The organism is Neomesorhizobium albiziae (assembly GCF_900114255.1).
Taxonomy (GTDB): Bacteria; Pseudomonadota; Alphaproteobacteria; order Rhizobiales; family Rhizobiaceae; genus Neomesorhizobium; species Neomesorhizobium albiziae.
The window spans coordinates 561,015-582,933 of the sequence record NZ_FOSL01000001.1; the positions used below are offsets into that span (position 1 = coordinate 561,015).

At 63.2% G+C, this 21,919-nt stretch carries 24 protein-coding genes; 20 read left to right on the forward strand and 4 right to left on the reverse strand.

What is annotated here, in order from left to right:
* Position 1 precedes the first annotated feature (1 nt).
* Positions 2–640, reverse strand: a complete 639-nt coding sequence (locus F3H98_RS02680; RefSeq protein WP_149757975.1) for an amino acid kinase family protein — start codon at positions 638–640, stop codon at positions 2–4.
* Positions 637–1,803 carry a (5-formylfuran-3-yl)methyl phosphate synthase gene (locus F3H98_RS02685; protein ID WP_149757977.1) on the reverse strand — a complete coding sequence of 389 codons (1,167 nt, stop codon included), beginning with the start codon at positions 1,801–1,803 and terminating at the stop codon, positions 637–639. The genes F3H98_RS02680 and F3H98_RS02685 overlap by 4 nt, the downstream gene beginning before the upstream one ends.
* Before the next feature lie 222 nt (positions 1,804–2,025).
* Here F3H98_RS02685 and F3H98_RS02690 point away from each other — a divergent pair, with 222 nt between their 5' ends.
* The 6 genes from F3H98_RS02690 (at position 2,026) to F3H98_RS02715 (ending at position 7,200) form a co-directional block, all read left to right on the forward strand.
* Positions 2,026–3,276 carry an ABC transporter substrate-binding protein gene (locus F3H98_RS02690; RefSeq protein WP_149757979.1) on the forward strand — a complete coding sequence of 417 codons (1,251 nt, stop codon included), beginning with the start codon at positions 2,026–2,028 and terminating at the stop codon, positions 3,274–3,276.
* Positions 3,277–3,314: 38 nt separating this feature from the next.
* Positions 3,315–4,292, forward strand: a complete 978-nt coding sequence (locus F3H98_RS02695) for a YVTN family beta-propeller repeat protein (RefSeq protein WP_149757981.1) — start codon at positions 3,315–3,317, stop codon at positions 4,290–4,292.
* Positions 4,293–4,330: 38 nt separating this feature from the next.
* Positions 4,331–4,837, forward strand: a complete 507-nt coding sequence (locus tag F3H98_RS02700; protein WP_149757983.1) for a cupredoxin domain-containing protein — start codon at positions 4,331–4,333, stop codon at positions 4,835–4,837.
* A 70-nt stretch (positions 4,838–4,907) separates the two neighbouring features.
* On the forward strand, positions 4,908–5,696 hold the full coding sequence (locus F3H98_RS02705) for an ATP-binding cassette domain-containing protein (protein WP_149757985.1): 789 nt from the start codon (positions 4,908–4,910) through the stop codon (positions 5,694–5,696).
* Positions 5,693–6,565, forward strand: coding sequence for an ABC transporter permease (locus F3H98_RS02710; protein WP_149757987.1), 873 nt, complete (start codon positions 5,693–5,695; stop codon positions 6,563–6,565). The genes F3H98_RS02705 and F3H98_RS02710 overlap by 4 nt, the downstream gene beginning before the upstream one ends.
* Positions 6,565–7,200 (forward strand): hypothetical protein, encoded by a 636-nt coding sequence (locus tag F3H98_RS02715; protein WP_149757989.1) that lies wholly within the window; start codon positions 6,565–6,567, stop codon positions 7,198–7,200. Before F3H98_RS02710 ends, F3H98_RS02715 begins: the two co-directional genes overlap by 1 nt.
* A gap of 18 nt (positions 7,201–7,218) precedes the next feature.
* On the opposite strand, the gene F3H98_RS02720 is transcribed toward F3H98_RS02715, so the two are convergent.
* Positions 7,219–8,172 carry a LysR family transcriptional regulator gene (locus F3H98_RS02720; protein ID WP_149757991.1) on the reverse strand — a complete coding sequence of 318 codons (954 nt, stop codon included), beginning with the start codon at positions 8,170–8,172 and terminating at the stop codon, positions 7,219–7,221.
* Between the two features lie 127 nt (positions 8,173–8,299).
* Here F3H98_RS02720 and F3H98_RS02725 point away from each other — a divergent pair, with 127 nt between their 5' ends.
* The 10 genes from F3H98_RS02725 (at position 8,300) to gph (ending at position 18,359) form a co-directional block, all read left to right on the forward strand.
* A complete protein-coding gene (locus tag F3H98_RS02725; RefSeq protein WP_149757993.1) occupies positions 8,300–9,349 on the forward strand; it encodes a class 1 fructose-bisphosphatase in 1,050 nt (349 codons plus the stop codon).
* A 14-nt stretch (positions 9,350–9,363) separates the two neighbouring features.
* Positions 9,364–10,236 (forward strand): phosphoribulokinase, encoded by an 873-nt coding sequence (locus tag F3H98_RS02730; protein WP_149757995.1) that lies wholly within the window; start codon positions 9,364–9,366, stop codon positions 10,234–10,236.
* A gap of 10 nt (positions 10,237–10,246) precedes the next feature.
* Positions 10,247–12,256 carry a transketolase gene (tkt, locus tag F3H98_RS02735; protein WP_149757997.1) on the forward strand — a complete coding sequence of 670 codons (2,010 nt, stop codon included), beginning with the start codon at positions 10,247–10,249 and terminating at the stop codon, positions 12,254–12,256.
* Between the two features lie 11 nt (positions 12,257–12,267).
* The gene (gene fba / locus F3H98_RS02740) at positions 12,268–13,347 is read left to right on the forward strand and encodes a class II fructose-bisphosphate aldolase (protein WP_149757999.1); all 1,080 of its coding nucleotides are present in this window, start codon (positions 12,268–12,270) and stop codon (positions 13,345–13,347) included.
* A 23-nt stretch (positions 13,348–13,370) separates the two neighbouring features.
* A complete protein-coding gene (locus F3H98_RS02745) occupies positions 13,371–14,864 on the forward strand; it encodes a ribulose-bisphosphate carboxylase large subunit (protein WP_149758001.1) in 1,494 nt (497 codons plus the stop codon).
* A 20-nt stretch (positions 14,865–14,884) separates the two neighbouring features.
* A complete protein-coding gene (locus tag F3H98_RS02750) occupies positions 14,885–15,319 on the forward strand; it encodes a ribulose bisphosphate carboxylase small subunit (RefSeq protein WP_149758003.1) in 435 nt (144 codons plus the stop codon).
* Between the two features lie 73 nt (positions 15,320–15,392).
* Positions 15,393–16,334, forward strand: coding sequence for a CbbX protein (gene cbbX / locus F3H98_RS02755; RefSeq protein WP_149758005.1), 942 nt, complete (start codon positions 15,393–15,395; stop codon positions 16,332–16,334).
* 63 nt (positions 16,335–16,397) lie between these two features.
* Positions 16,398–17,084 (forward strand): ribulose-phosphate 3-epimerase, encoded by a 687-nt coding sequence (gene rpe / locus F3H98_RS02760; protein WP_149758007.1) that lies wholly within the window; start codon positions 16,398–16,400, stop codon positions 17,082–17,084.
* 25 nt (positions 17,085–17,109) lie between these two features.
* Positions 17,110–17,667: a thioredoxin family protein gene (locus F3H98_RS02765; RefSeq protein ID WP_149758009.1), complete on the forward strand. Its 558-nt coding sequence runs from the start codon at positions 17,110–17,112 to the stop codon at positions 17,665–17,667.
* Positions 17,664–18,359 (forward strand): phosphoglycolate phosphatase, encoded by a 696-nt coding sequence (gph, locus tag F3H98_RS02770; protein WP_149758011.1) that lies wholly within the window; start codon positions 17,664–17,666, stop codon positions 18,357–18,359. The genes F3H98_RS02765 and gph overlap by 4 nt, the downstream gene beginning before the upstream one ends.
* A 57-nt stretch (positions 18,360–18,416) precedes the next feature.
* Here the strand turns inward: gph and F3H98_RS02775 are convergent, their stop codons facing one another.
* Positions 18,417–18,794 (reverse strand): c-type cytochrome, encoded by a 378-nt coding sequence (locus F3H98_RS02775; RefSeq protein WP_149758379.1) that lies wholly within the window; start codon positions 18,792–18,794, stop codon positions 18,417–18,419.
* 356 nt (positions 18,795–19,150) lie between these two features.
* On the opposite strand from F3H98_RS02775, the gene F3H98_RS02780 reads away from it, so the two are divergent.
* Genes F3H98_RS02780 through F3H98_RS02795 form a run of 4 tightly spaced genes read left to right on the forward strand, consistent with a single transcriptional unit; the run spans position 19,151 to position 21,914 of the window.
* Positions 19,151–19,360, forward strand: coding sequence for a hypothetical protein (locus F3H98_RS02780; RefSeq protein ID WP_149758013.1), 210 nt, complete (start codon positions 19,151–19,153; stop codon positions 19,358–19,360).
* A 43-nt stretch (positions 19,361–19,403) separates the two neighbouring features.
* Complete coding sequence (locus F3H98_RS02785) at positions 19,404–20,399, forward strand: ABC transporter substrate-binding protein (protein ID WP_149758015.1); 996 nt, start codon at positions 19,404–19,406, stop codon at positions 20,397–20,399.
* Positions 20,396–21,202: an ABC transporter permease gene (locus F3H98_RS02790; protein ID WP_149758018.1), complete on the forward strand. Its 807-nt coding sequence runs from the start codon at positions 20,396–20,398 to the stop codon at positions 21,200–21,202. Before F3H98_RS02785 ends, F3H98_RS02790 begins: the two co-directional genes overlap by 4 nt.
* Positions 21,171–21,914 carry an ABC transporter ATP-binding protein gene (locus F3H98_RS02795; RefSeq protein WP_149758381.1) on the forward strand — a complete coding sequence of 248 codons (744 nt, stop codon included), beginning with the start codon at positions 21,171–21,173 and terminating at the stop codon, positions 21,912–21,914. Before F3H98_RS02790 ends, F3H98_RS02795 begins: the two co-directional genes overlap by 32 nt.
* Positions 21,915–21,919: the final 5 nt, after the last annotated feature.

A 21,919-nucleotide genomic window follows, 5' to 3' on the forward strand; every position in this document is an offset into this window, starting at 1 on the left:
CCTATCCTGCTTTGCGCACCGCCCTACCCGCAAGCTGCACTTTCGTCCCCGGCAAGGCTCCAGCCGCAAGCAGCGCACTCGCGGTGGCTGCATCGCTCGGACCGGCAAGATAAGGATCGACGCCGGCAGGCAGCATCGCGGCAAAGCCGGCGTCGAGGACGCCCCTGGCCACTAGATCGGCAATGCTGTCTTGCGCTGAAAAGTCGGAGCTCTGCTTGATCAGCAACAGCACTTCGGCGCCGATCTTGCCGGCGAGCCATGCGCCAAGCGAATCCGACGTGATGTCCCAGGAGGCGCGGATGTCCGGCGCGGCCGTGGCCAGCGCCGAGGGCAGCCAGACCGCGACCTTTCCGGCGGATAGCACATGTTCGAGGTCTTCCAGGGAACGCGCCGGCGCCAGCCGGTCGTCGCGGTCGAGAATGACAAGGCCGAACTGGTCCATGGCGAGGATCGCCATGGCGTGCGCGGCGGCCTCCGAAAAGCCGAGCCGCTTCTGCGCTTCACGCACCTGGTCGGCGAAAGGCCCGCCGCCCGGCACGATGACCAGCGGCAGCGCCGAACCGGCAAGCGCCGCGATCCACACATCCATTTCGCCGTCAAAGGCCGTGCTGCCGCCAAGCTTGACGACAGCCGGCTTCACGAGATCACGCCCTTCTTGCCGTGATCGTGTCTGGCATGCAGCGCGGAAGGTTGCTGTTTGGCCCGCTTGCGTTCGATTTCGACGCCGACGCCGGCCGGCCCGAGTTCCAGCTTCTCGACCCGCACCGTGACCCGCACCACGCGCGGGTCTTCCAGCACATGCGCCGCCACCTGCTCGGCCAGCGCCTCGCTCAATTGCACATGACCGCGCGCCACGATCATGCGGATGCCGTCCATGATGAGATCGTAGGAGACGATGTGGCGCATGTCCTCCGGGTGGCTGGTAACCCTCAAAACCTCGGCGGTGACGTCAAAGCGCACCTTCTGGGTGTGGCCATGCTCGAAACTGTAGGCGCCGATTTCGACCGGCAGCACGAATTCGCGCACGAAGATCTTGTCGGTGCCGAGCGCTGAATCCGCACCTCCCGGCGCATAACCGCGCGCCGCGAGCAGCCGGTAGTCGACGCTCGAAGCGCGACCGGCCCGCTGTTCTTCCGGGATGAGCGCGCGGATCTGCTTCACGGCCTCGGCGTCGATCGACCGGGTGCGGCTACCCTCGCCGCACAGTGCGCCGCGGAAACCCAGGAAATCCGGCGCAAACGGCAACAGCCGCGGAATGTCTGGGGCCTCCAGCGAGCCGCTCAGGCCGACCGCCAGGCCGAGCCCCCTGGCTCGATCGACGAAAGCCGGGATGCGCGCCGGCGGCAGATGGTCGAGCAAGCGCCCCTTTGCCTTGTCGGCGGTGTCGACCATGACGCCGTGAAAACCGTCGGCGGCGAACCTGGACAGAAGTTCGAAATCGGGCGCCAGATCGGCGAAGAGCACCGCAATCAGCCTTTTCTTCTTCGAGATCGGCTGCAGGATTTCGGAACACGCCGCCACATTTTCCGAAGGGAAGAAGCCTATCTTGACGTAGTCTACGCCGGTCGCCGCTATCTCTTCGACCCTGGCGCGGATCGTTTCGGGCTGCATCGGCAGGTCGCCGCAGACAGCGCTGGTCAGGCGGCGGCCGGCGACCGCCGCCACTGTGTGCCGCACCGTTTCGGTCGCCACCGCGCCCAGCGCGCCGGCCTTCGGATCCTTCAGGTCGATGATGTCGGCGCCAGCGGAAATCGCGATCTCCGCCTCCTCCCCGCCCGTGACGCTGGCCAGCATCTTGGTCATTTTGTCAGCCCTCCAGCCTCGACGAGATCATATCGGCAGAGGATTTCCGCGCAAAGCCCGCACCGACGCGGCCCCATGCTAAAGGCCAAGGCAAAGCTGACGCAAAAAGTAATGTTAGAGGTTTGCGTGCAGAAAGAAGCTGCGTTAGTTTCATAGTGGCACCTGAATCCTGCACCGTCACGGCCCCGGCCGGACGACGGCGCATGCGTTAGAAAAATCGACATGAAGAGCGTGGTGCCTAACACTCTTGCGGCTTTCATCGGACTTTTTCTGGCGAGCGTCAACGCCAGCGCCTCATATGCCCAGGAAGCTGCCCAGCCCCCCAAAAACCAGCCGGCAAAGCCGGAAAAACAGATCGTCGAGGTGAAAATCGGCTATCTCAGAGCGTACGCGCCGCAGCTTGCGCTGTCGGTGCTCGACGTGCCGCCGCGCGATGAAGGTGTGGCTGGCGGCAATGTCGCTATTGCCGACAACAACACGACCGGCAGCTTTCTCGGCCAGAAATTCTCGCTCGACGTCACCGAAGTGAAGCCCGACGCCGACGTCGTCGCCACATTTCGGGAGATGGTGGCCAAGGGCGACCGCTACGTGCTTGCCGACATTTCGGCCAAGCAGTTGCTGTCGATCGCCGACATTGCCCGCGACAACGGTGTCCTGATCTTCAATGTCGGCTCCACCGACGACATCCTGCGCGAGGAGGAGTGCCGGGCCAACGTGTTCCACACCATGCCGACCCGCACCATGCTGGCGGACGGGCTGGCGCAATATCTGATCTGGAAGCAGTGGCCGCGCTGGGTGCTGATCTACGGCTCGCACGAGAAGGATCAGCTTTTTGCCGATGCGTTGCGGCGCGCGGCAACCCGTTTCGGCGGCCAAATCATCGCCGAAAAGGAGTTCAAGGACACAGGCACGGCACGGCGCACCGATTCCGGCGTTGTCCAGATCCAGCGTCAGCTGCCGGTTTTCATGCAGGACCTGCCCGATCACGACGTGGTGCTGGTCGCCGACGAAAGCGAAGTGTTCGGCACCTATGTTCCGTTCCGTACCTGGGTTCCCCGCCCTGTCGCGGGCACCGCCGGCCTGACTCCGCAGGCCTGGCATCCTGCCAGCGAACAATGGGGCGGCACCCAGATCCAGAACCGCTTCGCCAAGGCCAGCGGCCGGCGCATGCTGTCGAAGGATATGGCGGCATGGACGGCGGTGCGCATCCTCGGCGAGGCCGCGACGCGCACCCAAGGCGCCGACCCGGAGAAGATCGTCGATTTCGTCCGCTCCGAGAATTTTTCCATCGCCGCCTTCAAAGGGCAGAAACTCACCTTCCGCAAATGGAACCAGCAGCTCCGGCAGCCGATCTTCCTCGGCGACAACCGCTCGGTGGTTTCGACCTCACCCCAGGAAGGTTTCCTGCATCAGGTGTCCGAACTCGACACGCTGGGCGTCGACCAGCCGGAGACAAAATGCGTGCTGAAATAAGCAGTTAGAAAAATCGGCAGAATCAGTGGAGGAACCCGATGAGAAGACGATTGTGCGTTCTGGCCGGAGCGGTGGCCATGGCAGCATTTCTTGCCGGCCCCGCATCGGCCTACATGGTCTACGTCTCCAATGAAAAGGACAACACGATCACCGTTGTCGATTCCTCGACGATGCAGGTGGTCAAGACTGTGAACGTCGGCCAACGACCGCGCGGCATCACCATCTCGCATGACGGCAAGCACATCTATCTCTGCGCCAGCGACGACGACACGATCGAGGTGATCGACACCGCGACCCTGGAGGTCGTCGACACCTTGCCGTCCGGCCCTGATCCTGAGCTTTTCGTGCTCTCGCCAGACGGCAAGACGCTCTATGTCGCCAATGAAGACGACAATCTCGTCACCGTCATCGATATCGAGAGCAAGAAGGTGCTGGCCGAGATTCCGGTCGGCGTCGAGCCGGAAGGCATGGGCGTCAGCCCCGACGGCAAGACCATGGTCAACACGTCGGAAACGACGAACATGGCGCATTTCATCGATACTTCGACGCATGAGATCACCGATAACGTTCTGGTCGATTCACGGCCGCGTTTCGTCGAATTCACCCCTGACGGCAGCCAGGCCTGGGTAAGCGCCGAAATCGGTGGCACCGTCTCGGTGATCGACAACGCCAGCCGTGAGGTAATCCACAAGATAACCTTCGAAATTGCAGGCCTGCGCTCGGAGTCCATCCAGCCCGTCGGCGTCCGTATCACCGCCGATGGCAAGAAGGCCTATGTGGCGCTCGGGCCTGCCAACCGCGTCGCGGTGGTCAACACCGAGACTTACGCGGTCGAAAAATACGTGCTGGTCGGCCAGCGCGTCTGGCAGCTCGCCTTCACCCCCGACCAGAAGACGATCATCTCCACCAACGGCGTGTCGAACGACATCACCTTCATAGACGTCGCGACCGACGAGCCGGTGCAATCAGTGACGGTGGGGGCCCTGCCTTGGGGCGTTGTCGTCTCGCCCAATTGAATCAAACCAGCAAAAAACCAGCAGAAGGGTAGGAAATCATGCGGAAATTTCGTGCAAGAGCTTTCGCCGCATTGGTGGGCATGGCGCTGGCGCAGGGCCAAGTCTGGGCGCAGGACAACGCCGACGACGATGACGATGCCGCGGCCGGCGCCGCCACTACCGAGGCGGCGGCGGGCCCAGAGGGTGAAAAGCCCACGCGCGCTTCCAAGGACGTGCCGGAACTCATCCTCGGCACCAAGGAAGACCAGTTCACGGCCAACCAGAAGGATTTCCAGCTGATCGCCGGCCAGGGCTACCGCTGGAAGATCACGGCGGCAGGCGGCCTGGAATACAAGTTCCATACCGACCTGTTCCGCAATGTGTGGAACAACCAGATCGTCATCAACGACCTCGAAGTGCATATGAACGGCGCACCTGCGTGGCTCGAATTCGATGCCGATGGCACCATCCAGGTGCAGTTCACCACTGTGCGGCCAGGCATCTACACCTGGTCGGTGCCTGACCTCGCCGACAAGGGCATGAAAGGCACGATCACGATCAAGTGAGGGTGGCGGAAAGTAGAACCTGCAAGACCGGACACGGTGCGCTAGATTGCCAGGCGAGGAGCCAGCCGCCGTGCAGCATGTGAGAACAGGCGATGGAACCAACGGCGTGGCGGCGCTCGACGTCGCCGCGGTCAGCCATTCTTACGGAGCAAGGCGCGCGCTGAACGAGGTGTCGTTCCAGATCGCGCCGGCGAGCTTCACTGTGCTGCTCGGCCTCAACGGCGCCGGCAAGACGACGCTCTTTTCGCTGGTCAGCCATCTCTACGACACGCGGCACGGCTCGATCCGCATTTTCGGGCATGACATCCGCCGCGCTCCCGGCGAAGCGCTGAGGAGGCTTGGCATCGTCTTTCAGGCGCGCACGCTCGACCTCGACCTCAGCGTCTACCAGAACCTTTCCTACCATGCCTCCCTGCACGGCATCGGCGCGGCTGATGCGCGGCGGCGCATCGATGCGGTGCTCGAAACCGTGGAGATGAGCGGCAAACAGCACGACAAGGCGCGCAGCCTTTCGGGCGGTCAGATGCGGCGCGTCGAAATCGCCCGCGCCCTGCTGCACCAGCCGCATCTTCTGCTGCTTGACGAGGCAACCGTGGGACTGGATGTCCAGTCCCGGGCCGGTATTCTCGCCAATATCAGGAAACTTGTGGCCACCGAAGGCATCAGCGTTTTCTGGGCAACGCACCTGATCGACGAGGTCGACGATGACGACCATGTGGTGGTGCTGGCCGAAGGCAATCTGGTCGCCAAGGGTTATGTCGCCGAAGTGGTCGCCGCGACGGGGGCCAGGACCATCGGCGAGGCCTTTTCGCGGCTTAGCGGCAAGCAATCGGCGGCGAGCCCGGAGGCGTCGCCATGACCATGCCAGCCGAAACGGACGGAGGCGGCACGCTGCCGCTCAAGGCGCCAGCCTTCGGCTTGGCCAATTATCTCGTCTGCCTGAAAGGCATTCTGGTGCGCGAGGGTTTGCGCTTCCTGCACCAGCGCGAGCGCTTTGTCTCCTCACTGGTGCGGCCGCTGCTCTGGCTGTTCATCTTTGCCGCCGGCTTTCGCCAGGTGCTCGGCGTCTCGATCATCCCGCCCTACAAGACCTATGTGCTCTATGAGGTCTACATCACGCCCGGCCTGTGCGGCATGATCCTCTTGTTTTCCGGCATGCAGTCGTCGCTGTCGATGGTCTACGATCGCGAGATGGGCAACATGCGCACGCTGCTCGTCAGCCCCTTCCCGCGCTGGTTCCTGCTTGTCTCGAAACTGTTGGCCGGCGTCACCGTATCGATTGCCCAGGTTTATGTGTTCCTCGCGGTCGCCTGGTTCTGGGGCGTGAAAGCGCCGCCGCTCGGCTATCTGATGGTGCTTCCGGCGCTGTTCCTCGCCGGCCTGATGCTGTGTTCACTGGGCCTGCTGTTGTCGTCGATGATCCGCCAGCTTGAAAATTTCGCCGGCGTCATGAACTTCGTGATCTTCCCGATGTATTTCGCCTCGCCGGCACTCTATCCGCTGTGGCGCATCCAGGAATCGAGCCCCCTGCTCTACAAGATCTGCCTGGCAAATCCGTTCACCTACGCCGTCGAACTGGTTCGCTTCGCCTTTTACGGGCAGATCGATTGGATGTCGCTCGGTATCGTGGCTGGTTTCACCACGCTGTTCCTTGCCGGCGCCATCATAGCCTACGACCCTTCGCGCGGACTGATGACCCGCAAGCAGGATACGGGAGGAAACGCCTGATGCCGGCAAAGAGATTTTTGCGCAAACTGGTCTTCGCCGGGTTGGCAGTGGCGACGGCGACCGCCGCCAGCGGCGCGGCAAACACCGATCCGGATTGGCCGTGCATCCAGCGCAAGGTGCCGGAACTGTCGCTCGGCCAGATATGGAACGGCCCGGAACTGCCGGCTTCGGCCAAGGATTGGCAGAAGGATCCGGAAATTCCCGAACTCGTCGCCGAGCTCGCGGCGCGCCGCGTGCCGATTGCCGACGCTCAGAAAGAAATCCGCGATTTCGCCGCGACGCTGCCGAACGATAAGCCCGACGAGCAGCTGATGAAACTCGTCCAGGGCCTGTTCGACCACATGAACCAGGAGCGTTCCCAGGTCATTTCCGGCATTGGCCGCTACGCCCGCAACCAGGTGGAACTCGCCGCACGGCTGCGCAAGGAGGCCTCCGAACTCGACGCGCTGCGCGCCAAGCCGGACGCCAGCGCCACCGACATCACCGACCGTACGGACCGGCTGAACTGGGAAACCCGCATCTTCGAGGAGCGGGTGCAGTCGCTGACTTATGTCTGCGAGGTCCCAACACTGATCGAGCAGCGGCTTTACGCGCTGGCGAAGACGGTGGCGGAGATAATGGAGGGCAAGCAGTAGGGTTCGGCTTCCGGTTGCCTATTGCCGACTGCCGATTGCCTTTTCTTCCGGATACAATTTCCCGAACAACGGCAGGTACATAGCGCCCTTGCGCATCAGGAAATCGTGGAACGTCGCCATTGCCGGGGAGATCGCCCGGTCGGTGCGCATGACCGCGAACCACTGGCGACGGATCGGCATGCCGACCACGTCGAGGATGACGAGCCGGCCGGATTCGACCTCGGAGGCGATGGTGTGGGCCGAGATGAAGGCAATGCCCAGCCCCGCCATCACCGCCTGCTTGATGGTTTCGTTGGAGCCCATCTCGACGCCGGGATCGTCGAGGCGGCCCGGCAACTCGCTCAAGAATATCTCCAGCGAGATGCGGGTGCCGGACCCGGGTTCGCGGATCAGGAAATTTTCTTCGGCAATGCGCTCCTTGGAGATGTCGCGCGCTTTGGCCAGCGGGTGATCGGGCGGCGCCACGATGACCAGCGGGTGGTCGCCGAAGGCCGATGCGCGGACCGGCACATCCTTGGTCGGCCGCCCCATCAGCGAAATGTCGACATCGTGATTCTTCAGGCTGGCGATGGTTTCGGCGCGGTTGCCGACGATCAGCCGCATGGCGATGTCGGGATAGTCCTTCATGAAGGCCGCCATCAGGCGCGGCGCGAAATATTTGGCGGTCGAAACGACACCAAGCCGCAGGCTGCCTGTGCGCACGCCCTTGATGGCGTCCATCTGGTCCTGGAGCAGCCGCAGGCGCTCCTCGATCGCCTGCGCGGCGTCGACGAACGCCAAGCCTGCGGCAGTGGGACGCATGCCGTCCGCGGTACGATCGAACAGCGTGAGGCCTACCTCCTCCTCCGCCTGCCGCAACTGGATCGTCACGGCTGGAGGAGACAGACCTAACACCTTGGCAGCATTGACGATTTTGCCGTGCTCAATGATTGCCTGGACCGCCTTGAGTTGCCTGAAAGTGATGTTGCGCATGGCACATAGTAAAGTTTTTTAACTGCGGTCGTAAAGTTATTAAAATTTACTTATGTCGTAACGCTTGTTCTGATGCTCCCGAGCCTGGTTGACCCGTGAGGAGGCGCCGCCGGCTCGGGAGGACATCATGGCAGCGGCGACACTCGACGCCTTCCTGAACTCATATGTCGGTGAGGGTGACCGGCTTCGCTCAGCGGTGGCGGCTACAGTCCATCAGCTTGCCGAAGCAGCGGTCAAGGTCCGCCACACCATCAACCAGGGCGTTCTGGGCGCGGCATTCGCCGGCACGCGCGGCGCCAACAGCGATGGTGACGTGCAGAAGGACCTCGACGTCTACGCCGACGACATCTTTCTCGACGCCATGCGCCATGCCCCGATCGCCTTCTACGCGTCGGAAGAGCTGGAGCAGCCGGTTCTGCTGCAAGCGGACGCGCCGCTGGCGATCGCAATTGACCCGCTCGACGGCTCCTCCAACATCGACACCAACGTTTCGATCGGCACGATTTTCTCCCTCCTCCCTGCAACTGGCGCGCCGGGCGCAAAAAACCCGGCCGCCGTTTTTTTGCAGGCGGGGGCGAACCAGCTCGGCGCCGGCTTCTTCATCTACGGCCCGCAACTGGCGCTGGTGCTGTCGCTGGGCAGCGGTACCCATGTCTTTGTGCTGTCGAACCGGCTCGGTGCCTTCGTCCAGGCCTATGAGAGCCGCATCATCCCGGCGCGCGCCCACGAATTCGCCATCAACGCCGCCAACTACCGCCACTGGGACGAGGCGGTGCGGCTCTATGTCGACGATTGCCTCAAGGGTGCCGAGGGGCCGCGCGGGCGCGATTTCAACATGCGCTGGATCGCCTCGCTGGTCGCCGACTGCTACCGCATCCTGATCCGCGGCGGCGTCTTTCTCTATCCCGGCGACCAACGCAAGGGTTACCATCAAGGGCGGCTGAGGCTGGTCTACGAGGCAAACCCGATCGCCTACCTGGTCGAGCAGGCCGGGGGTGCCGCGACCGACACGGTTACCCGCATCCTCGATCTTGAACCCGAGAGCCTGCATCAGCGCACGCCGGTCGTGTTCGGCTCCTCGCGCGAAGTCAACCGCATCGCCCGCTATCACACCGAGCCATCGAGCATTGGCGAGCGGGCGCCGCTGTTTTCCAACCGCGGCCTGTTTCGCGCCTGAAAATCGAGCCTGTCATGTCAGCCAAGCATCCCATCATTTCGATCACAGGCTCTTCGGGAGCGGGAACCACCTCGGTGAAGCGCATCTTCGAGCTGATCTTCCGCCGCGAGAAGATCGAAGCGGCCTTCATCGAGGGCGACGCGTTTCACCGCTACGACCGTGCCGCGATGAAGAAAAAGGTCGCCGACGAAGAGAAGAACGGCAACCCGAACTTCACCCACTTCAACGTCGAGGCGAACGAACTGGCGACCCTTGAGGAGGTTTTCGCGCAGTACGGCCGCAAGGGCACGGGCAAGACCCGCACCTACATCCACGACGAGGAAGAAGAAAAGCTCTATGGCACGCCGCCCGGCACCTTTACCGAATGGCGCGACTTCGCGCCGAGCGATCTTCTTTTCTACGAAGGCCTGCACGGCTGCGCGGTGACCGACAAGGTGGACCTTGCAAAGCATGCCGACCTGAAGATCGGCGTCGTGCCGGTCATCAACCTCGAATGGATCCAGAAGATCCACCGCGACCGCGCGACCCGCGGCTATTCCACGGAAGCGGTGATGGACGTGATCCTGCGGCGCATGCCCGACTACACGCGCTACATCGTTCCGCAGTTCTCGCTGACCAACATCAACTTCCAGCGGGTGCCCATCGTCGACACGTCGAACCCGTTCATCGCGCGCTGGATCCCGACGCCGGACGAATCCATGCTGGTCATCCGCTTCGCCAACCCGCGCGGCATCGATTTTCCCTACCTTTTGTCGATGATCCACGACAGCTTCATGTCGCGGGCGAATTCCATCGTGGTGCCGGGCAACAAGCTCGATCTCGCCATGCAGCTGATCCTGACCCCGCTGATCCTGAACCTGATCGAACGCAAGCGCCGCGTGTCTTGAGGAGGACGCCATGAACAGCCAAGTTGCCGTCAAGTCTGTCCCCGATACCGCCGTCTCCGAGCGCGACATGGCCAACGCCATCCGTGCGCTCGCCATGGATTGCGTGCAGAAGGCCAATTCCGGCCATCCCGGCATGCCGATGGGCATGGCCGATGTCGCTACGGTGCTTTTCAACCGCTTCATCAATCTCGAACCGTCGTCCCCGCACTGGCCGGATCGCGACCGCTTCGTACTGTCTGCCGGGCATGGCTCGATGCTGCAGTATGCGCTGCATTATCTGCTTGGTTATCCCGACATGCCCATCGAGCAGTTGCAGCGGTTCCGCCAACTCGGCAGCCGCACCGCGGGCCATCCCGAACATGGCCACGCGCTGGGCATCGAGACGACCACTGGCCCGCTCGGCCAGGGCATCTCGACTGCCGTTGGCATGGCGCTGGCGGAGCGGATGCTCGCGGCCCGCCACGGCGCCGATCTCGTCGACCATTTCACCTATGTGATTGCCGGCGACGGCTGCCTGCAGGAGGGCATTTCTCACGAGGCGATCGACCTTGCCGGGCATCTCGGCCTGGGGAAACTCATCGTTTTCTGGGACGACAATTCGATCTCCATCGACGGACCGACTTCGCTCTCCACCTCGATGGATCAGCCCAAGCGTTTCAACGCGGCAGGGTGGCATGTGCAGTCGGTCGACGGCCACGACGCCGAAGCTGTTGCCACCGCAATCGAAACGGCACGGCAATCCGCCCGCCCGTCGCTGATCGCCTGCAAGACGGTGATCGGCATGGGTGCTCCAAACCTCGGCGGCTCGGAAAAGACCCACGGCGCCCCGCTGGGAGAGGCCGAGATCGCCGCGACACGCCAAAACATCGGCTGGCCGCATCAGCCATTCGATGTGCCTGAAGAGATTTTGTTGGCCTGGCGAGAGGTGGCGGAGCGCGGAAGCGAGGCCCGCCGCACCTGGGAGAAGCGGCTGGCCGTCTCGCCGCAGCGCCGCGCTTTCGAGCGCGCCATTGCCGGCAAGTTGCCCGACGCCGTCTTCGAAGCGCTTGCCGATTTCCGCAAGGAACATGTCGAGAAGGCCACCAAGGTCGCCACCCGCAAGGCGTCGGAAATGGCGCTCGGCGCCATCAACGGCGCCACCGACCTGACGGTCGGCGGCTCGGCCGACCTCACCCACTCGAACCTTACCATTACCAAGGGCATGAACCGTGTCGCGCCCTCCGATTTTGCCGGCAGTTATGTCCATTACGGCATCCGTGAGCACGGCATGGCGGCTGCCATGAACGGCATCGCACTGCATGGCGGCTTCATCCCCTACGGTGGAACGTTCCTCTGCTTCGCCGACTATGCGCGCGGCGCCATGCGGCTGTCGGCGCTGATGCGGCAGCGGGTCATCTACGTGATGACGCATGACTCCATCGGGCTTGGCGAAGACGGCCCGACCCACCAGCCGGTCGAACACCTGGCGATGCTGCGGGCGACACCGAACCTCAACGTGTTGCGTCCCGCCGATATAGTCGAGACGGCTGAATGCTGGGAACTGGCGTTAAAGGCCGAGGACCGGCCGACCGTCCTGGTGCTGTCGCGCCAGAACCTGCCGATGCTGCGGCTGGCGCATACGGATGAAAACCGTTCGGCGCGTGGCGGCTATCTGCTGCGCGAACCGGCCGGACACCGCGCCGTGACGTTGATCGCCACCGGCTCGGAAGTCGAGATCGCGGTTGCTGCTGCCGAGAAGCTGCAAAGCGAACACGGCCTCGCCGCGGCGGTGGTCTCCATGCCATGCTGGGAACTGTTCGAGGAACAGGATGCTGACTACCGGCGCGCCATTCTCGGCTCGGCCCCGCGCGTCGCCGTGGAAGCCGCCGCACGGCTCGGCTGGGACCGCTGGATCGGCGACAACGGCGCCTTTGTCGGCATGACAGGTTTCGGCGCCAGCGCTCCTGCCCCCGACCTTTACCGCCATTTCAACATCACGCCCGACGCGGTCGCCGACGCGGCCCGCCGACTCATCATCTAGAGGACGAAAGAATGGCCCGCATCACCCTTCGCCAGTTGCTCGATCACGCCGCAGAACACGGTTACGGCGTGCCGGCATTCAACATCAACAACATGGAGCAGGGCCTTGCCATCATGGAAGCGGCCAAGGCCTGCGACGCGCCGGTTATCATCCAGGCGTCGCGCGGCGCCCGCAGCTACGCCAACGACGTGATGCTGGCGAAGATGATCGACGCGCTGGCCGAGATCTATCCGCAGATCCCGGTCTGCATGCACCAGGATCACGGCAACAACGAAGCGACCTGCCTGACCGCCATCCGCCACGGTTTCACCTCGGTGATGATGGACGGCTCGCTGGAAGCCGACGCCAAAACGCCGGCAAGCTACGACTACAACGTCGCCATTACCGAACGCGTTTCGCGCATGGCGCATTGGGTAGGCGCCTCGGTGGAGGGTGAACTCGGCGTGCTGGGCTCGCTGGAGAGCGGTCACGGCGAGGCCGAAGACGGCCACGGTGCGGAGGGCGCGCTGTCGCACGACCAGTTGCTGACCGACCCCGACCAGGCCGTCGATTTCGTCGCCCGCACCAAGGTCGACGCACTGGCGATCGCCTGCGGCACCTCGCACGGCGCTTACAAATTCACCCGCAAGCCGGACGGGGACATCCTGGCGATGCGCGTCATCGAGGAAATCCACCGCAAGCTGCCCAGCACTCATCTCGTCATGCACGGGTCTTCCTCGGTGCCGCAGGAATTGCAGGACGTCATCAACAAATATGGCGGCGAGATGCCCCAGACCTATGGCGTGCCGGTGGAAGAGATCGAGCGCGGCATCCGCCATGGGGTGCGCAAGGTCAACATCGACACCGACTGTCGCATGGCGATGACCGGCCAGTTCCGCCGCATCGCCACCGAACACCCGACCGAGTTCGACCCGCGCAAATTCCTGAAGCCGGCGATGGACGCCATGCGCGATCTCTGCCGCGACCGGCTGGAGCGCTTCGGCACCGCGGGCAACGCATCCAAGATCAAGGTCATCGCGATGGACGAGATGGCCAAACGTTACGCCGCGGGAAAACTCGACCCGCATATCGCAACCGCCAAAGCGGCCTGAGCAACCAACAGGAGATTTTTGCCATGAACAAGGTGGACATACAGGCGACCGGAACCATCAAGGAAGGCAAGGAGCGGTATCGCTCCGGCGTCATCCCCTACAAGAATATGGGTTACTGGGAGCCCGACTACCGGCCGAAGGACACCGACCTGATCGCCATGTTCCGCATCACTCCGCAGCCGGGCGTCGATCATGAGGAGGCGGCCGCCGCCGTCGCCGGCGAGAGCTCGACAGCGACCTGGACCGTCGTGTGGACCGACCGGCTGACCGCCTGCGAACTCTACCGCGCCAAGGCCTATCGTTCCGAGCCGGTGCCCAACACCGGTCCCGGCACGAAGACCGAGCAGCAGTACTTTGCCTACATCGCCTACGATCTCGACCTGTTCGAACCCGGCTCGATCGCCAACCTCACGGCGTCGATCATCGGCAACGTGTTCGGTTTCAAGGCGGTCAAGGCCCTGCGGCTGGAGGACATGCGCATTCCAGTCGCCTATCTGAAGACGTTCCAGGGCCCGGCGACCGGCATCGTGGTCGAGCGCGAGCGCCTCGACAAGTTCGGTCGGCCGCTGCTCGGCGCCACGACCAAGCCGAAGCTCGGCCTCTCCGGCCGCAACTACGGCCGCGTCGTCTACGAAGCGCTGAAGGGCGGGCTCGATTTCGTCAAGGACGACGAGAACATCAACTCGCAACCCTTCATGCACTGGCGTGACCGCTACCTCTACTGCATGGAGGCGGTGAACAAGGCGTCCGCCGCCACCGGCGAGGTCAAGGGCCACTATCTCAACGTCACCGCCGGCACCATGGAGGAGATGTACGAGCGCGCCGAGTTCGCCAAGTCGCTCGGCTCGGCCATCATCATGATCGATCTTGTCATCGGCTACACAGCGATCCAGTCCATGGCGAAGTGGGCGCGCAGGAACGACATGATCCTGCACCTACACCGCGCCGGCAACTCGACCTATTCGCGCCAGAAGAACCACGGCATGAACTTCCGCGTCATCTGCAAGTGGATGCGCATGGCCGGCGTCGACCATCTCCATGCCGGCACCGTCGTTGGCAAGCTCGAGGGCGACCCGTTGATGATCAAGGGTTTCTACGACACCTTGCGCGAGGAACGCACGGCGCAGAACCTCGAGACCGGGCTGTTCTTCGACCAGGAATGGGCGTCGCTCAACAAGGTGATGCCGGTGGCCTCCGGCGGCATCCATGCCGGGCAGATGCACCAGCTCATCCACTACCTGGGCGAGGACGTGGTGCTGCAGTTCGGCGGCGGCACCATCGGCCATCCGGACGGAATCCAGGCGGGCGCGACGGCCAACCGCGTTGCGCTGGAGGCAATGATCCTCGCCCGCAACGAGGGCCGCGACTATCTGCGCGAAGGGCCGCAGATCCTCGAGGACGCGGCGAAGTGGTGCTCGCCGCTCAAGGCCGCGCTGACGACATGGAAGGACATCACCTTCAACTACGAGTCGACCGACACGGCCGATTTCGTGCCCACCGCGACCCCCAGCTTCTAAGGACAGGAAGGATCAAAGTCATGATGACCAATCCCGGAAACAAGGTCACACAGGGGCAGTTCTCGTTCCTGCCCGACCTGACCGACACACAGATTTCGGCGCAGATCAAATACGCGCTGAAGAACAACTGGGCGGTTAGCGTTGAATATTCCGACGATCCGCATCCCCGCAACACCTATTGGGAGATGTACGGCAATCCGATGTTCGATCTGAAGGATCCCGCCGGCATCCTGATGGAGATCAACAGTTGCCGGAAGGCGCTGCCCAACATGTATATCCGCGTCACCGCCTTCGATTCGAGCAAGGGCTGGGAAGCGCCGCGAATGTCGTTCCTCGTCAACCGGCCGCCGAACGAGCCGGGATTCCGGCTGCTGCGACAGGAGCGCGACGGCCGCAGCCAGGGTTACAGCATCGTTCCCTATGCCACCGACAGGCCGGAAGGCGAGCGATCCTAACGCGCAGCCGGCAACGCTGCTGCATATCAAGGAGCAGCGTTGCCGGCGGGCTTCCCGCAAACAGGAGGGCACCATGCTGAACAGCCTCGACAAGACAGTTCTCGGCGACGGCGAAGTGGTCGATTTGCAGCAGGAGTTCGAAGCTTCGAACATCGACGAAGTGATCGACAAGCTGGACCGCGAGCTTGTCGGGCTGAAACCGGTCAAGACACGCATCCGCGAGATCGCCGCACTCCTGCTCGTCGAACGCTTGCGCCGCAAGTTCGGCATCTCAGCCGAAACGCCGACTTTACACATGAACTTCACCGGCAATCCCGGCACCGGCAAGACCACGGTGGCGTTGCGCATGGCCGAGATCCTGCACCGGCTGGGCTATGTGCGCGAGGGTCACCTCGTCTCGGTCACCCGCGACGATCTCGTCGGGCAATATGTCGGGCATACGGCGCCCAAGACCCGCGAGGTGATCAAGCGCGCCATGGGCGGCGTGCTGTTCATCGACGAGGCCTATTATCTCTACAAGCCCGAAAACGAACGCGACTATGGCCAGGAATCGATCGAGATTCTGTTGCAGTGCATGGAGAACAACCGCGACGACCTCGTGGTGATCCTTGCCGGCTACAAGAACAAGATGGACCGCTTTTTCGACAGCAACCCGGGCATGCGCTCGCGCATCGCCCATCACCTCGACTTCCCGGACTACTCACCCGGGGAGCTCAAATCGATCGCCGACATCATGCTGGCCGGCCAGAACTACCGGCTGAGCGAAGGCGCTTCGGCTGCCCTGGAGGAATATATCCCTCTGAGGATGAAGATGTCGCACTTTTCCAACGCCCGCTCGATCCGCAACGCGCTTGACCGGGCGCGTCTTCGGCAGGCCAACCGCCTGTTCGCCCAGCGTAGCGAAAAACTGACCCGGCTCGACCTCATCACCATCGAGGAAGCGGACATTCGCGGCAGCCGGGTTTTCATGGAAGGGAAACTCGACAGCGATCCGGCGGACGGCGGAGTGACTTGAGACGTCGCAATCGGTAAGGCAATGTGATTGGCGAACGCCATGCAAATAAGGTGAGAACGAGACATGACCTCCCGCAGCATCATTGCTCCCTCCGTTCTGTCGTCGGACTTCTCGCGCCTCGGCGAAGAGGTGGAGGCGATCGTCACGGCGGGCGCCGACTGGATCCACCTCGACGTGATGGATGGCCATTTCGTTCCCAACATCACCTTCGGCCCGCCGGTCATCAAGGCGATCCGCAACCGCACCGACAAGGTGTTCGACTGCCATCTGATGATCGCGCCGGCCGATCCCTATCTGGCAGCCTTCGCCGATGCCGGCTGCGACATCATTACGGTGCACGCCGAAGCCGGCCCGCATCTCGACCGTTCGCTGCAGGCGATCCGCAATCTCGGCAAGAAGGCCGGCGTCTCTCTCAACCCCTCCACGCCGGAAAGCGTCATCGAATACGTGCTCGACCGGCTCGACCTGGTGCTCCTGATGACCGTCAATCCCGGCTTCGGTGGCCAGGCTTTTATTCCGTCCGTCATCGAGAAGGTGAAGCGGATGAAGGCGCTGATCGGCAGCCGCCCGATCGACATCGAGATCGATGGCGGCGTGACGCCCGAAACCGCGCCGCTGGTCACCGCCGCCGGCGCCAACGTGCTGGTCGCCGGCTCGGCGGTGTTCAAGGGTGGCACGCCCGACGCTTACGCCAAGAACATCGCCGCCATCCGGCAAGCTGCTGACGGCGCGATCCGCAAGGCCGCGTAACCTTACATCCATCGAGGAGGCGACCATGGCTTCAACCCCACCCGTGTGCGATTTCGGCTGGCCGGCGGTCGATGCGACCCTGCCCGGCGTCGACGGCAAAAAACACGCGATCTTCGAGCAGGCAGGGCCGAACGGCCTCGTCGTGGCCTTCATCTGCAACCATTGCCCTTATGTGAAAGCGGTGATCGCCCGCATTGTGCGCGACGCGGCAGACCTGAAGAAGGAAGGTATCGGCTTCGTCGCCATCAGTTCCAACGATGCCGGAAGCTATCCGGAGGATTCCTTCGACAACATGAAGCTTTTTGCCGCCGCGCACGGCTTCTCCTTCCCCTATCTCTACGACGAAGACCAGAAGGTCGCCGCCGCCTACGGCGCTGCCTGCACGCCGGATTTCTTCGGCTTCAACAGCGACTTCACCTTGCAGTATCGGGGCCGGCTCGATGCGTCGCGCAAGGAGGAAGGCGCCCCCAACCTTCGCCGTGATCTTTACGAAGCGATGAAACAGGTCGCCCGCACCGGCAACGGACCGCTGGACCAGATCGCCTCGATCGGCTGTTCGATCAAATGGAAGGAAACTGTATGAGCGACGGCGCCATGTTGCAGATGCCCAAGGCGATCCTCTTCGATCTCGACGGCACGCTGATCGATTCGGCCCCCGATATCACCGCCGCCGTCAACGAGCTTCTGGCCGGTCGTGGCCTGCCGCCACTTTCGCTGGCGCAGGTCAAGTCGATGATCGGCAACGGCGTGGAAAAGCTGGTGGAGCGCGCCTTCGCGGCTTCCGGCACGCCGCTTTCCAATGGCGGACTAGAGGAAGCCAACCGCGAGATGGCGCCGATCTACCTCAGGCACATCACCCGGTTGACGCGGCTGCTGCCGGGTGCAGCTGAAGCGCTGGCGCAACTGCACGTCGCCGGCGTTCGGCTGGGCGTGGCCACCAACAAACCGCAGCTCGCCACACGCGAGATCCTGCTGCATTTCGGACTGGCGGAACGGCTCGGCGCCATCGTCGGTGGCGACGCCGTCACGCGAAAAAAACCGGCGCCGGATTCGCTGTTGCTGGCACTGGAGCGGCTGGGGACCGAACCGCGAGACGCGCTGATGGTGGGCGACAGCATTGCCGACGTGGAGGCCGCGCGCGCGGCGGACATGCCGGTAATCATCATCCGTGGCGGTTATACGAAAGTGCCGGCCGAGCAGCTTGGCGCAGATCTCGTCTGCGACAGCCTGCTGGACCTGCCGGCGGCACTCGACGGCCTGCGCAACGCCGCTTGAGCCACATCTACGCCTATCGGCGACTATCCAGCCGCCGATTCATCGCGGTATTTCAATTTACGGGAATTGCTTGAGATAGGCGATGACGTTGGCGAGTTCGTCGTCTTTCTTGAGGCCGGCGAACGCCATTTTCCCGCCCTTGATCATCTCGCGCGGCGCACGCAGATACTCCGTCAGTTTGGCATCATCCCAAACGAGGCCGGCCTTGCCGGCATCAACCATGGCTTGCGAATATTTGAAATCGGCATGCGTGCCGGCAGTGCGGCCGATGACGCCCTTCAGGGACGGGCCAACCTTATTTTTGTCCTCGTCGACGACGTGGCAGGCCTTGCATTTGGCAAAGACTTTTTCTCCGGCCGCGGCGTCCTGGGCCTGCGACTGGCCGGCCCAAAGAGCGGCGATGGATATGGCGGCAAAAAATGCGGTTAAGCGCATGACGTTTCCTCTCAATCGTCTGGGTGCCCTGACGACTCCACGTATGCCGATGCATTGACCCGCCGACATGCGCTTTTATGCGGGCAAGCGGGCGGTTGGTCATGTGGGTTACCGGACCGCGGCGCCTGCATGTCGTCAGAAGCTAGACCCGGACCGCAGGAAGTCAACGGTACGAAGGGTCACACCATTGGCCATGCCGGGCATTGTTGACGGCCCCCGGACGAAACATTAGCCTTCACTCACGGGCTCTCACCGGGCACCTTGGGGACCCGCCTGTGGTCGATCGAATCCGACGCTGCACAACGCGCATCGGAAGGTATTGAAGGTAATGCCGCCGGACGTCGAGAGGTGCTATTATGGACATGGTCGATCTCGTGCTGACGGTTTGCCTGCTGGCGAACCCGAGCAATTGCCGGGACGAACATCTCTATTTCGAAAGCCGCGGCTCGCTTGTTCAGTGCATGCTGCTGGCGCCCGCCGAAATCGCCAAGTGGACCGAGCAGCATCCGGGCCGCAAGGTGGTCAAGTGGAAATGTCTTTTCCCGGACAACGGACGCGACATCTGACAGGCAATTCGGCCCCAGCCTCGTCTTGGGAGGAGACACGAAAATGACTGTATCGAGGCGCCAGGCGCTTGGCATTATTGCAGTAGGAACTGCAGGCGCCATGTTGGCCAATGCCAGCCGTGCCCAAGCAGCCACCGGCAAGGCGCGCATCGGCGTGTTGAAGTTCGGCACGGTGAGCTGGGAACTCGACACGCTGAAACACCACGGGTTCGACACCGCAAACGGCCTGGACCTCGAAGTCGTCTATTTCGCCGGCGAGGACGCCACCAATGTCGCCATGCTGGCCGGTGACATCGACATCATCGTGTCGGACTGGCTGTGGGTTTCACGCCAGCGCAGCGAGGGCAGCGACGTGACCCTGGCGCCCTACTCCACCGCAGTCGGGGCAATCATGGTGAAACAGGAATCGCCGGTCAAAACCATCGCCGACCTCAAGGGAAAGAAGATCGGCGTCACCGGCGGACCGCTCGACAAGAGCTGGCTGTTGATTCAAGCTCTCACCAAACGCGACCATAGCTTTGATCTTGTTGCGGAAAACGAGATTGTTTTTGGCGCGCCGCCGCTCATGTCGGAAAAGGCGATGGAAGGCGAGCTCGATGCGGTCCTGAACTTCTGGCATTTCTGCGCGCGGCTGGAAGCCAACGGTTTTCGCCGCGTGGTGGGCGCTAACGACGCCGCCCGGGCGCTTGGCGCAACAGGCGACGTGTCAGCGCTCGGCTACGTCTTTCACGAGAAATGGGCGGCCGACAACCCCGACACGGCCATGGGTTTCGTCAAAGCCTCGGCGGCGGCGAAAGAACTGCTGGCCAGATCGGACGAAGAATGGCAACGCCTCTCGCCGACGATGCGCGCCGAAGGCAGGGAGCTTGAAGTCCTGCGCGACCGCTACCGCGAAGGCATTCCCAAGCGGCCGGTCGCCGACGAACAGGCCGACGCCGCGAAGCTTTATAGCGTCCTCGCCGAAGTCGGCGGCGAGAAGCTGGTCGGCAAGGCAATGGAAATGGCGCCCGGCACCTTCTGGCCGGAACTGCTGAGATGAACGAGCAAGGCGACGCCGAAACCGCAGGTCGCTTGAGATCGGGGCTCGGTCCTGCCCTGCCCGCGGTGACGGTCATCCTGTCGCTCGCCGGGCTGCTCGCTGTCTGGAGCCTCGTGGCCGCGATCTGGCCGAGCCGCGCCTTCCCGCCGCCGGGCGCGGTCTGGCAGGAATTGCTGGAGGACACCGCCAGCGGCGAACTTCCCTATCATCTCGGCGTCACGCTCGCCCGCGTCGCAGCATCATTCGTGGTGGCGATGGTGTTCGGCTCGGCGATCGGCATCCTGCTTGGCAGCTATCGGCGCGCCGACAGCTTCTTCAATCCATGGGTCGTGCTTTTCCTCAACCTGCCGGCATTGGTGATCATCGTTCTTGCCTATATCTGGTTCGGCCTCAACGAGGCGGCGGCGATCGGCGCGGTCGCCGTCAACAAGATCCCCAATGTCGTTGTCACCATGCGCGAGGGCGCTCGCGCCTTCGATCCGCGTTACGCCGAAATGGCGGCGGTCTATCGCTTCAGCCCCATCGACCGGCTACGCCATATTGTGCTGCCGCAGTTGCAACCCTATTTCGCCGCTGCGTCGCGCACCGGCATCGCGCTGATCTGGAAGATCGTGCTGGTGGTGGAACTGCTCGGCCGTTCCAACGGTGTCGGCTTTCAGATCTATCTTTATTTCCAGCTTTTCGACGTCGCCGCCATCCTTGCCTACACGCTGGCCTTCGTCGCCGTGATGCTGGTCATCGAACTCCTTCTGGTGCAGCCCTTTGAACGACATGCAACCCGTTGGCGCCGGCGTCCCGCTTAGGGTCGACATCGCCGAAAAGACTTTCAAATCCGCGGAAGGCGTCCAGGTAACGGCGCTGAAGGAGCTTGCGTTCGAAGTGCGGCAAGGCGAATTCGCCTGCCTGCTCGGGCCATCCGGCTGCGGCAAGACGACGACGCTGCGCATCCTGCTCGGTCTCGACCGCGATTTTCGCGGGTCCTTCCAGATACCGGGCGCCGGCGACGGCAACCGCACCGCCGCAGTGTTCCAGGAGCCGACGCTTCTGCCCTGGCGTACGGTCGAGCAGAATGTCCGGCTGGCGCTGCCCAAGGCGATGCGCGACGCCGACCTCGACAGGCTGTTCAAGACCCTCGGTCTCGCCGACATGCGCACATTGTTCCCCTCCGAACTGTCGCTCGGGCTGGCACGGCGGGCAGCGCTTGCGCGCGCCTTCGCCACCGAGCCGGCCGTGCTGTTCCTCGACGAACCGTTCGTCTCTCTTGACGAGCAGACGGCCGAGAGGCTGCGTCATCTGCTTTTGAGCGTCTGGTCGGCGCGCCCCACGACAGCCCTGATGGTGACGCACAACCTGCGCGAGGCGCTGATGCTGTCCGACCGCATCATCGTCCTGTCACCCCGGCCGGCGCACGTGGTCGGCTATTTCGATGTCAGGCTGCCAAGGCACAACCGCAATCCACAGGTGATGGAAGACCTGCTGCGCTCGTTCCACCAGAAATTTCCTGGCGCGGTGTGAGACGG

Bases quoted from the DNA above. Each gene is read 5' to 3' on its own strand.
- gph (WP_149758011.1), top strand. From the start codon at position 17,664: ATGAGCGACGGCGCCATGTTGCAGATGCCCAAGGCGATCCTCTTCGAT.
- F3H98_RS02690 (WP_149757979.1), top strand. From the start codon at position 2,026: ATGAAGAGCGTGGTGCCTAACACTCTTGCGGCTTTCATCGGACTTTTT.
- F3H98_RS02695 (WP_149757981.1), top strand. From the start codon at position 3,315: ATGAGAAGACGATTGTGCGTTCTGGCCGGAGCGGTGGCCATGGCAGCA.
- F3H98_RS02710 (WP_149757987.1), top strand. From the start codon at position 5,693: ATGACCATGCCAGCCGAAACGGACGGAGGCGGCACGCTGCCGCTCAAG.
- fba (WP_149757999.1), top strand. From the start codon at position 12,268: ATGGCCCGCATCACCCTTCGCCAGTTGCTCGATCACGCCGCAGAACAC.
- F3H98_RS02685 (WP_149757977.1), bottom strand. From the start codon at position 1,803: ATGACCAAGATGCTGGCCAGCGTCACGGGCGGGGAGGAGGCGGAGATC.
- F3H98_RS02730 (WP_149757995.1), top strand. From the start codon at position 9,364: ATGTCAGCCAAGCATCCCATCATTTCGATCACAGGCTCTTCGGGAGCG.
- F3H98_RS02715 (WP_149757989.1), top strand. From the start codon at position 6,565: ATGCCGGCAAAGAGATTTTTGCGCAAACTGGTCTTCGCCGGGTTGGCA.
- F3H98_RS02775 (WP_149758379.1), bottom strand. From the start codon at position 18,794: ATGCGCTTAACCGCATTTTTTGCCGCCATATCCATCGCCGCTCTTTGG.
- cbbX (WP_149758005.1), top strand. From the start codon at position 15,393: ATGCTGAACAGCCTCGACAAGACAGTTCTCGGCGACGGCGAAGTGGTC.
- F3H98_RS02765 (WP_149758009.1), top strand. From the start codon at position 17,110: ATGGCTTCAACCCCACCCGTGTGCGATTTCGGCTGGCCGGCGGTCGAT.
- F3H98_RS02790 (WP_149758018.1), top strand. From the start codon at position 20,396: ATGAACGAGCAAGGCGACGCCGAAACCGCAGGTCGCTTGAGATCGGGG.
- F3H98_RS02720 (WP_149757991.1), bottom strand. From the start codon at position 8,172: ATGCGCAACATCACTTTCAGGCAACTCAAGGCGGTCCAGGCAATCATT.
- F3H98_RS02750 (WP_149758003.1), top strand. From the start codon at position 14,885: ATGATGACCAATCCCGGAAACAAGGTCACACAGGGGCAGTTCTCGTTC.
- F3H98_RS02780 (WP_149758013.1), top strand. From the start codon at position 19,151: ATGGACATGGTCGATCTCGTGCTGACGGTTTGCCTGCTGGCGAACCCG.
- F3H98_RS02700 (WP_149757983.1), top strand. From the start codon at position 4,331: ATGCGGAAATTTCGTGCAAGAGCTTTCGCCGCATTGGTGGGCATGGCG.
- rpe (WP_149758007.1), top strand. From the start codon at position 16,398: ATGACCTCCCGCAGCATCATTGCTCCCTCCGTTCTGTCGTCGGACTTC.
- F3H98_RS02795 (WP_149758381.1), top strand. From the start codon at position 21,171: ATGCAACCCGTTGGCGCCGGCGTCCCGCTTAGGGTCGACATCGCCGAA.
- tkt (WP_149757997.1), top strand. From the start codon at position 10,247: ATGAACAGCCAAGTTGCCGTCAAGTCTGTCCCCGATACCGCCGTCTCC.
- F3H98_RS02785 (WP_149758015.1), top strand. From the start codon at position 19,404: ATGACTGTATCGAGGCGCCAGGCGCTTGGCATTATTGCAGTAGGAACT.
- F3H98_RS02725 (WP_149757993.1), top strand. From the start codon at position 8,300: ATGGCAGCGGCGACACTCGACGCCTTCCTGAACTCATATGTCGGTGAG.
- F3H98_RS02745 (WP_149758001.1), top strand. From the start codon at position 13,371: ATGAACAAGGTGGACATACAGGCGACCGGAACCATCAAGGAAGGCAAG.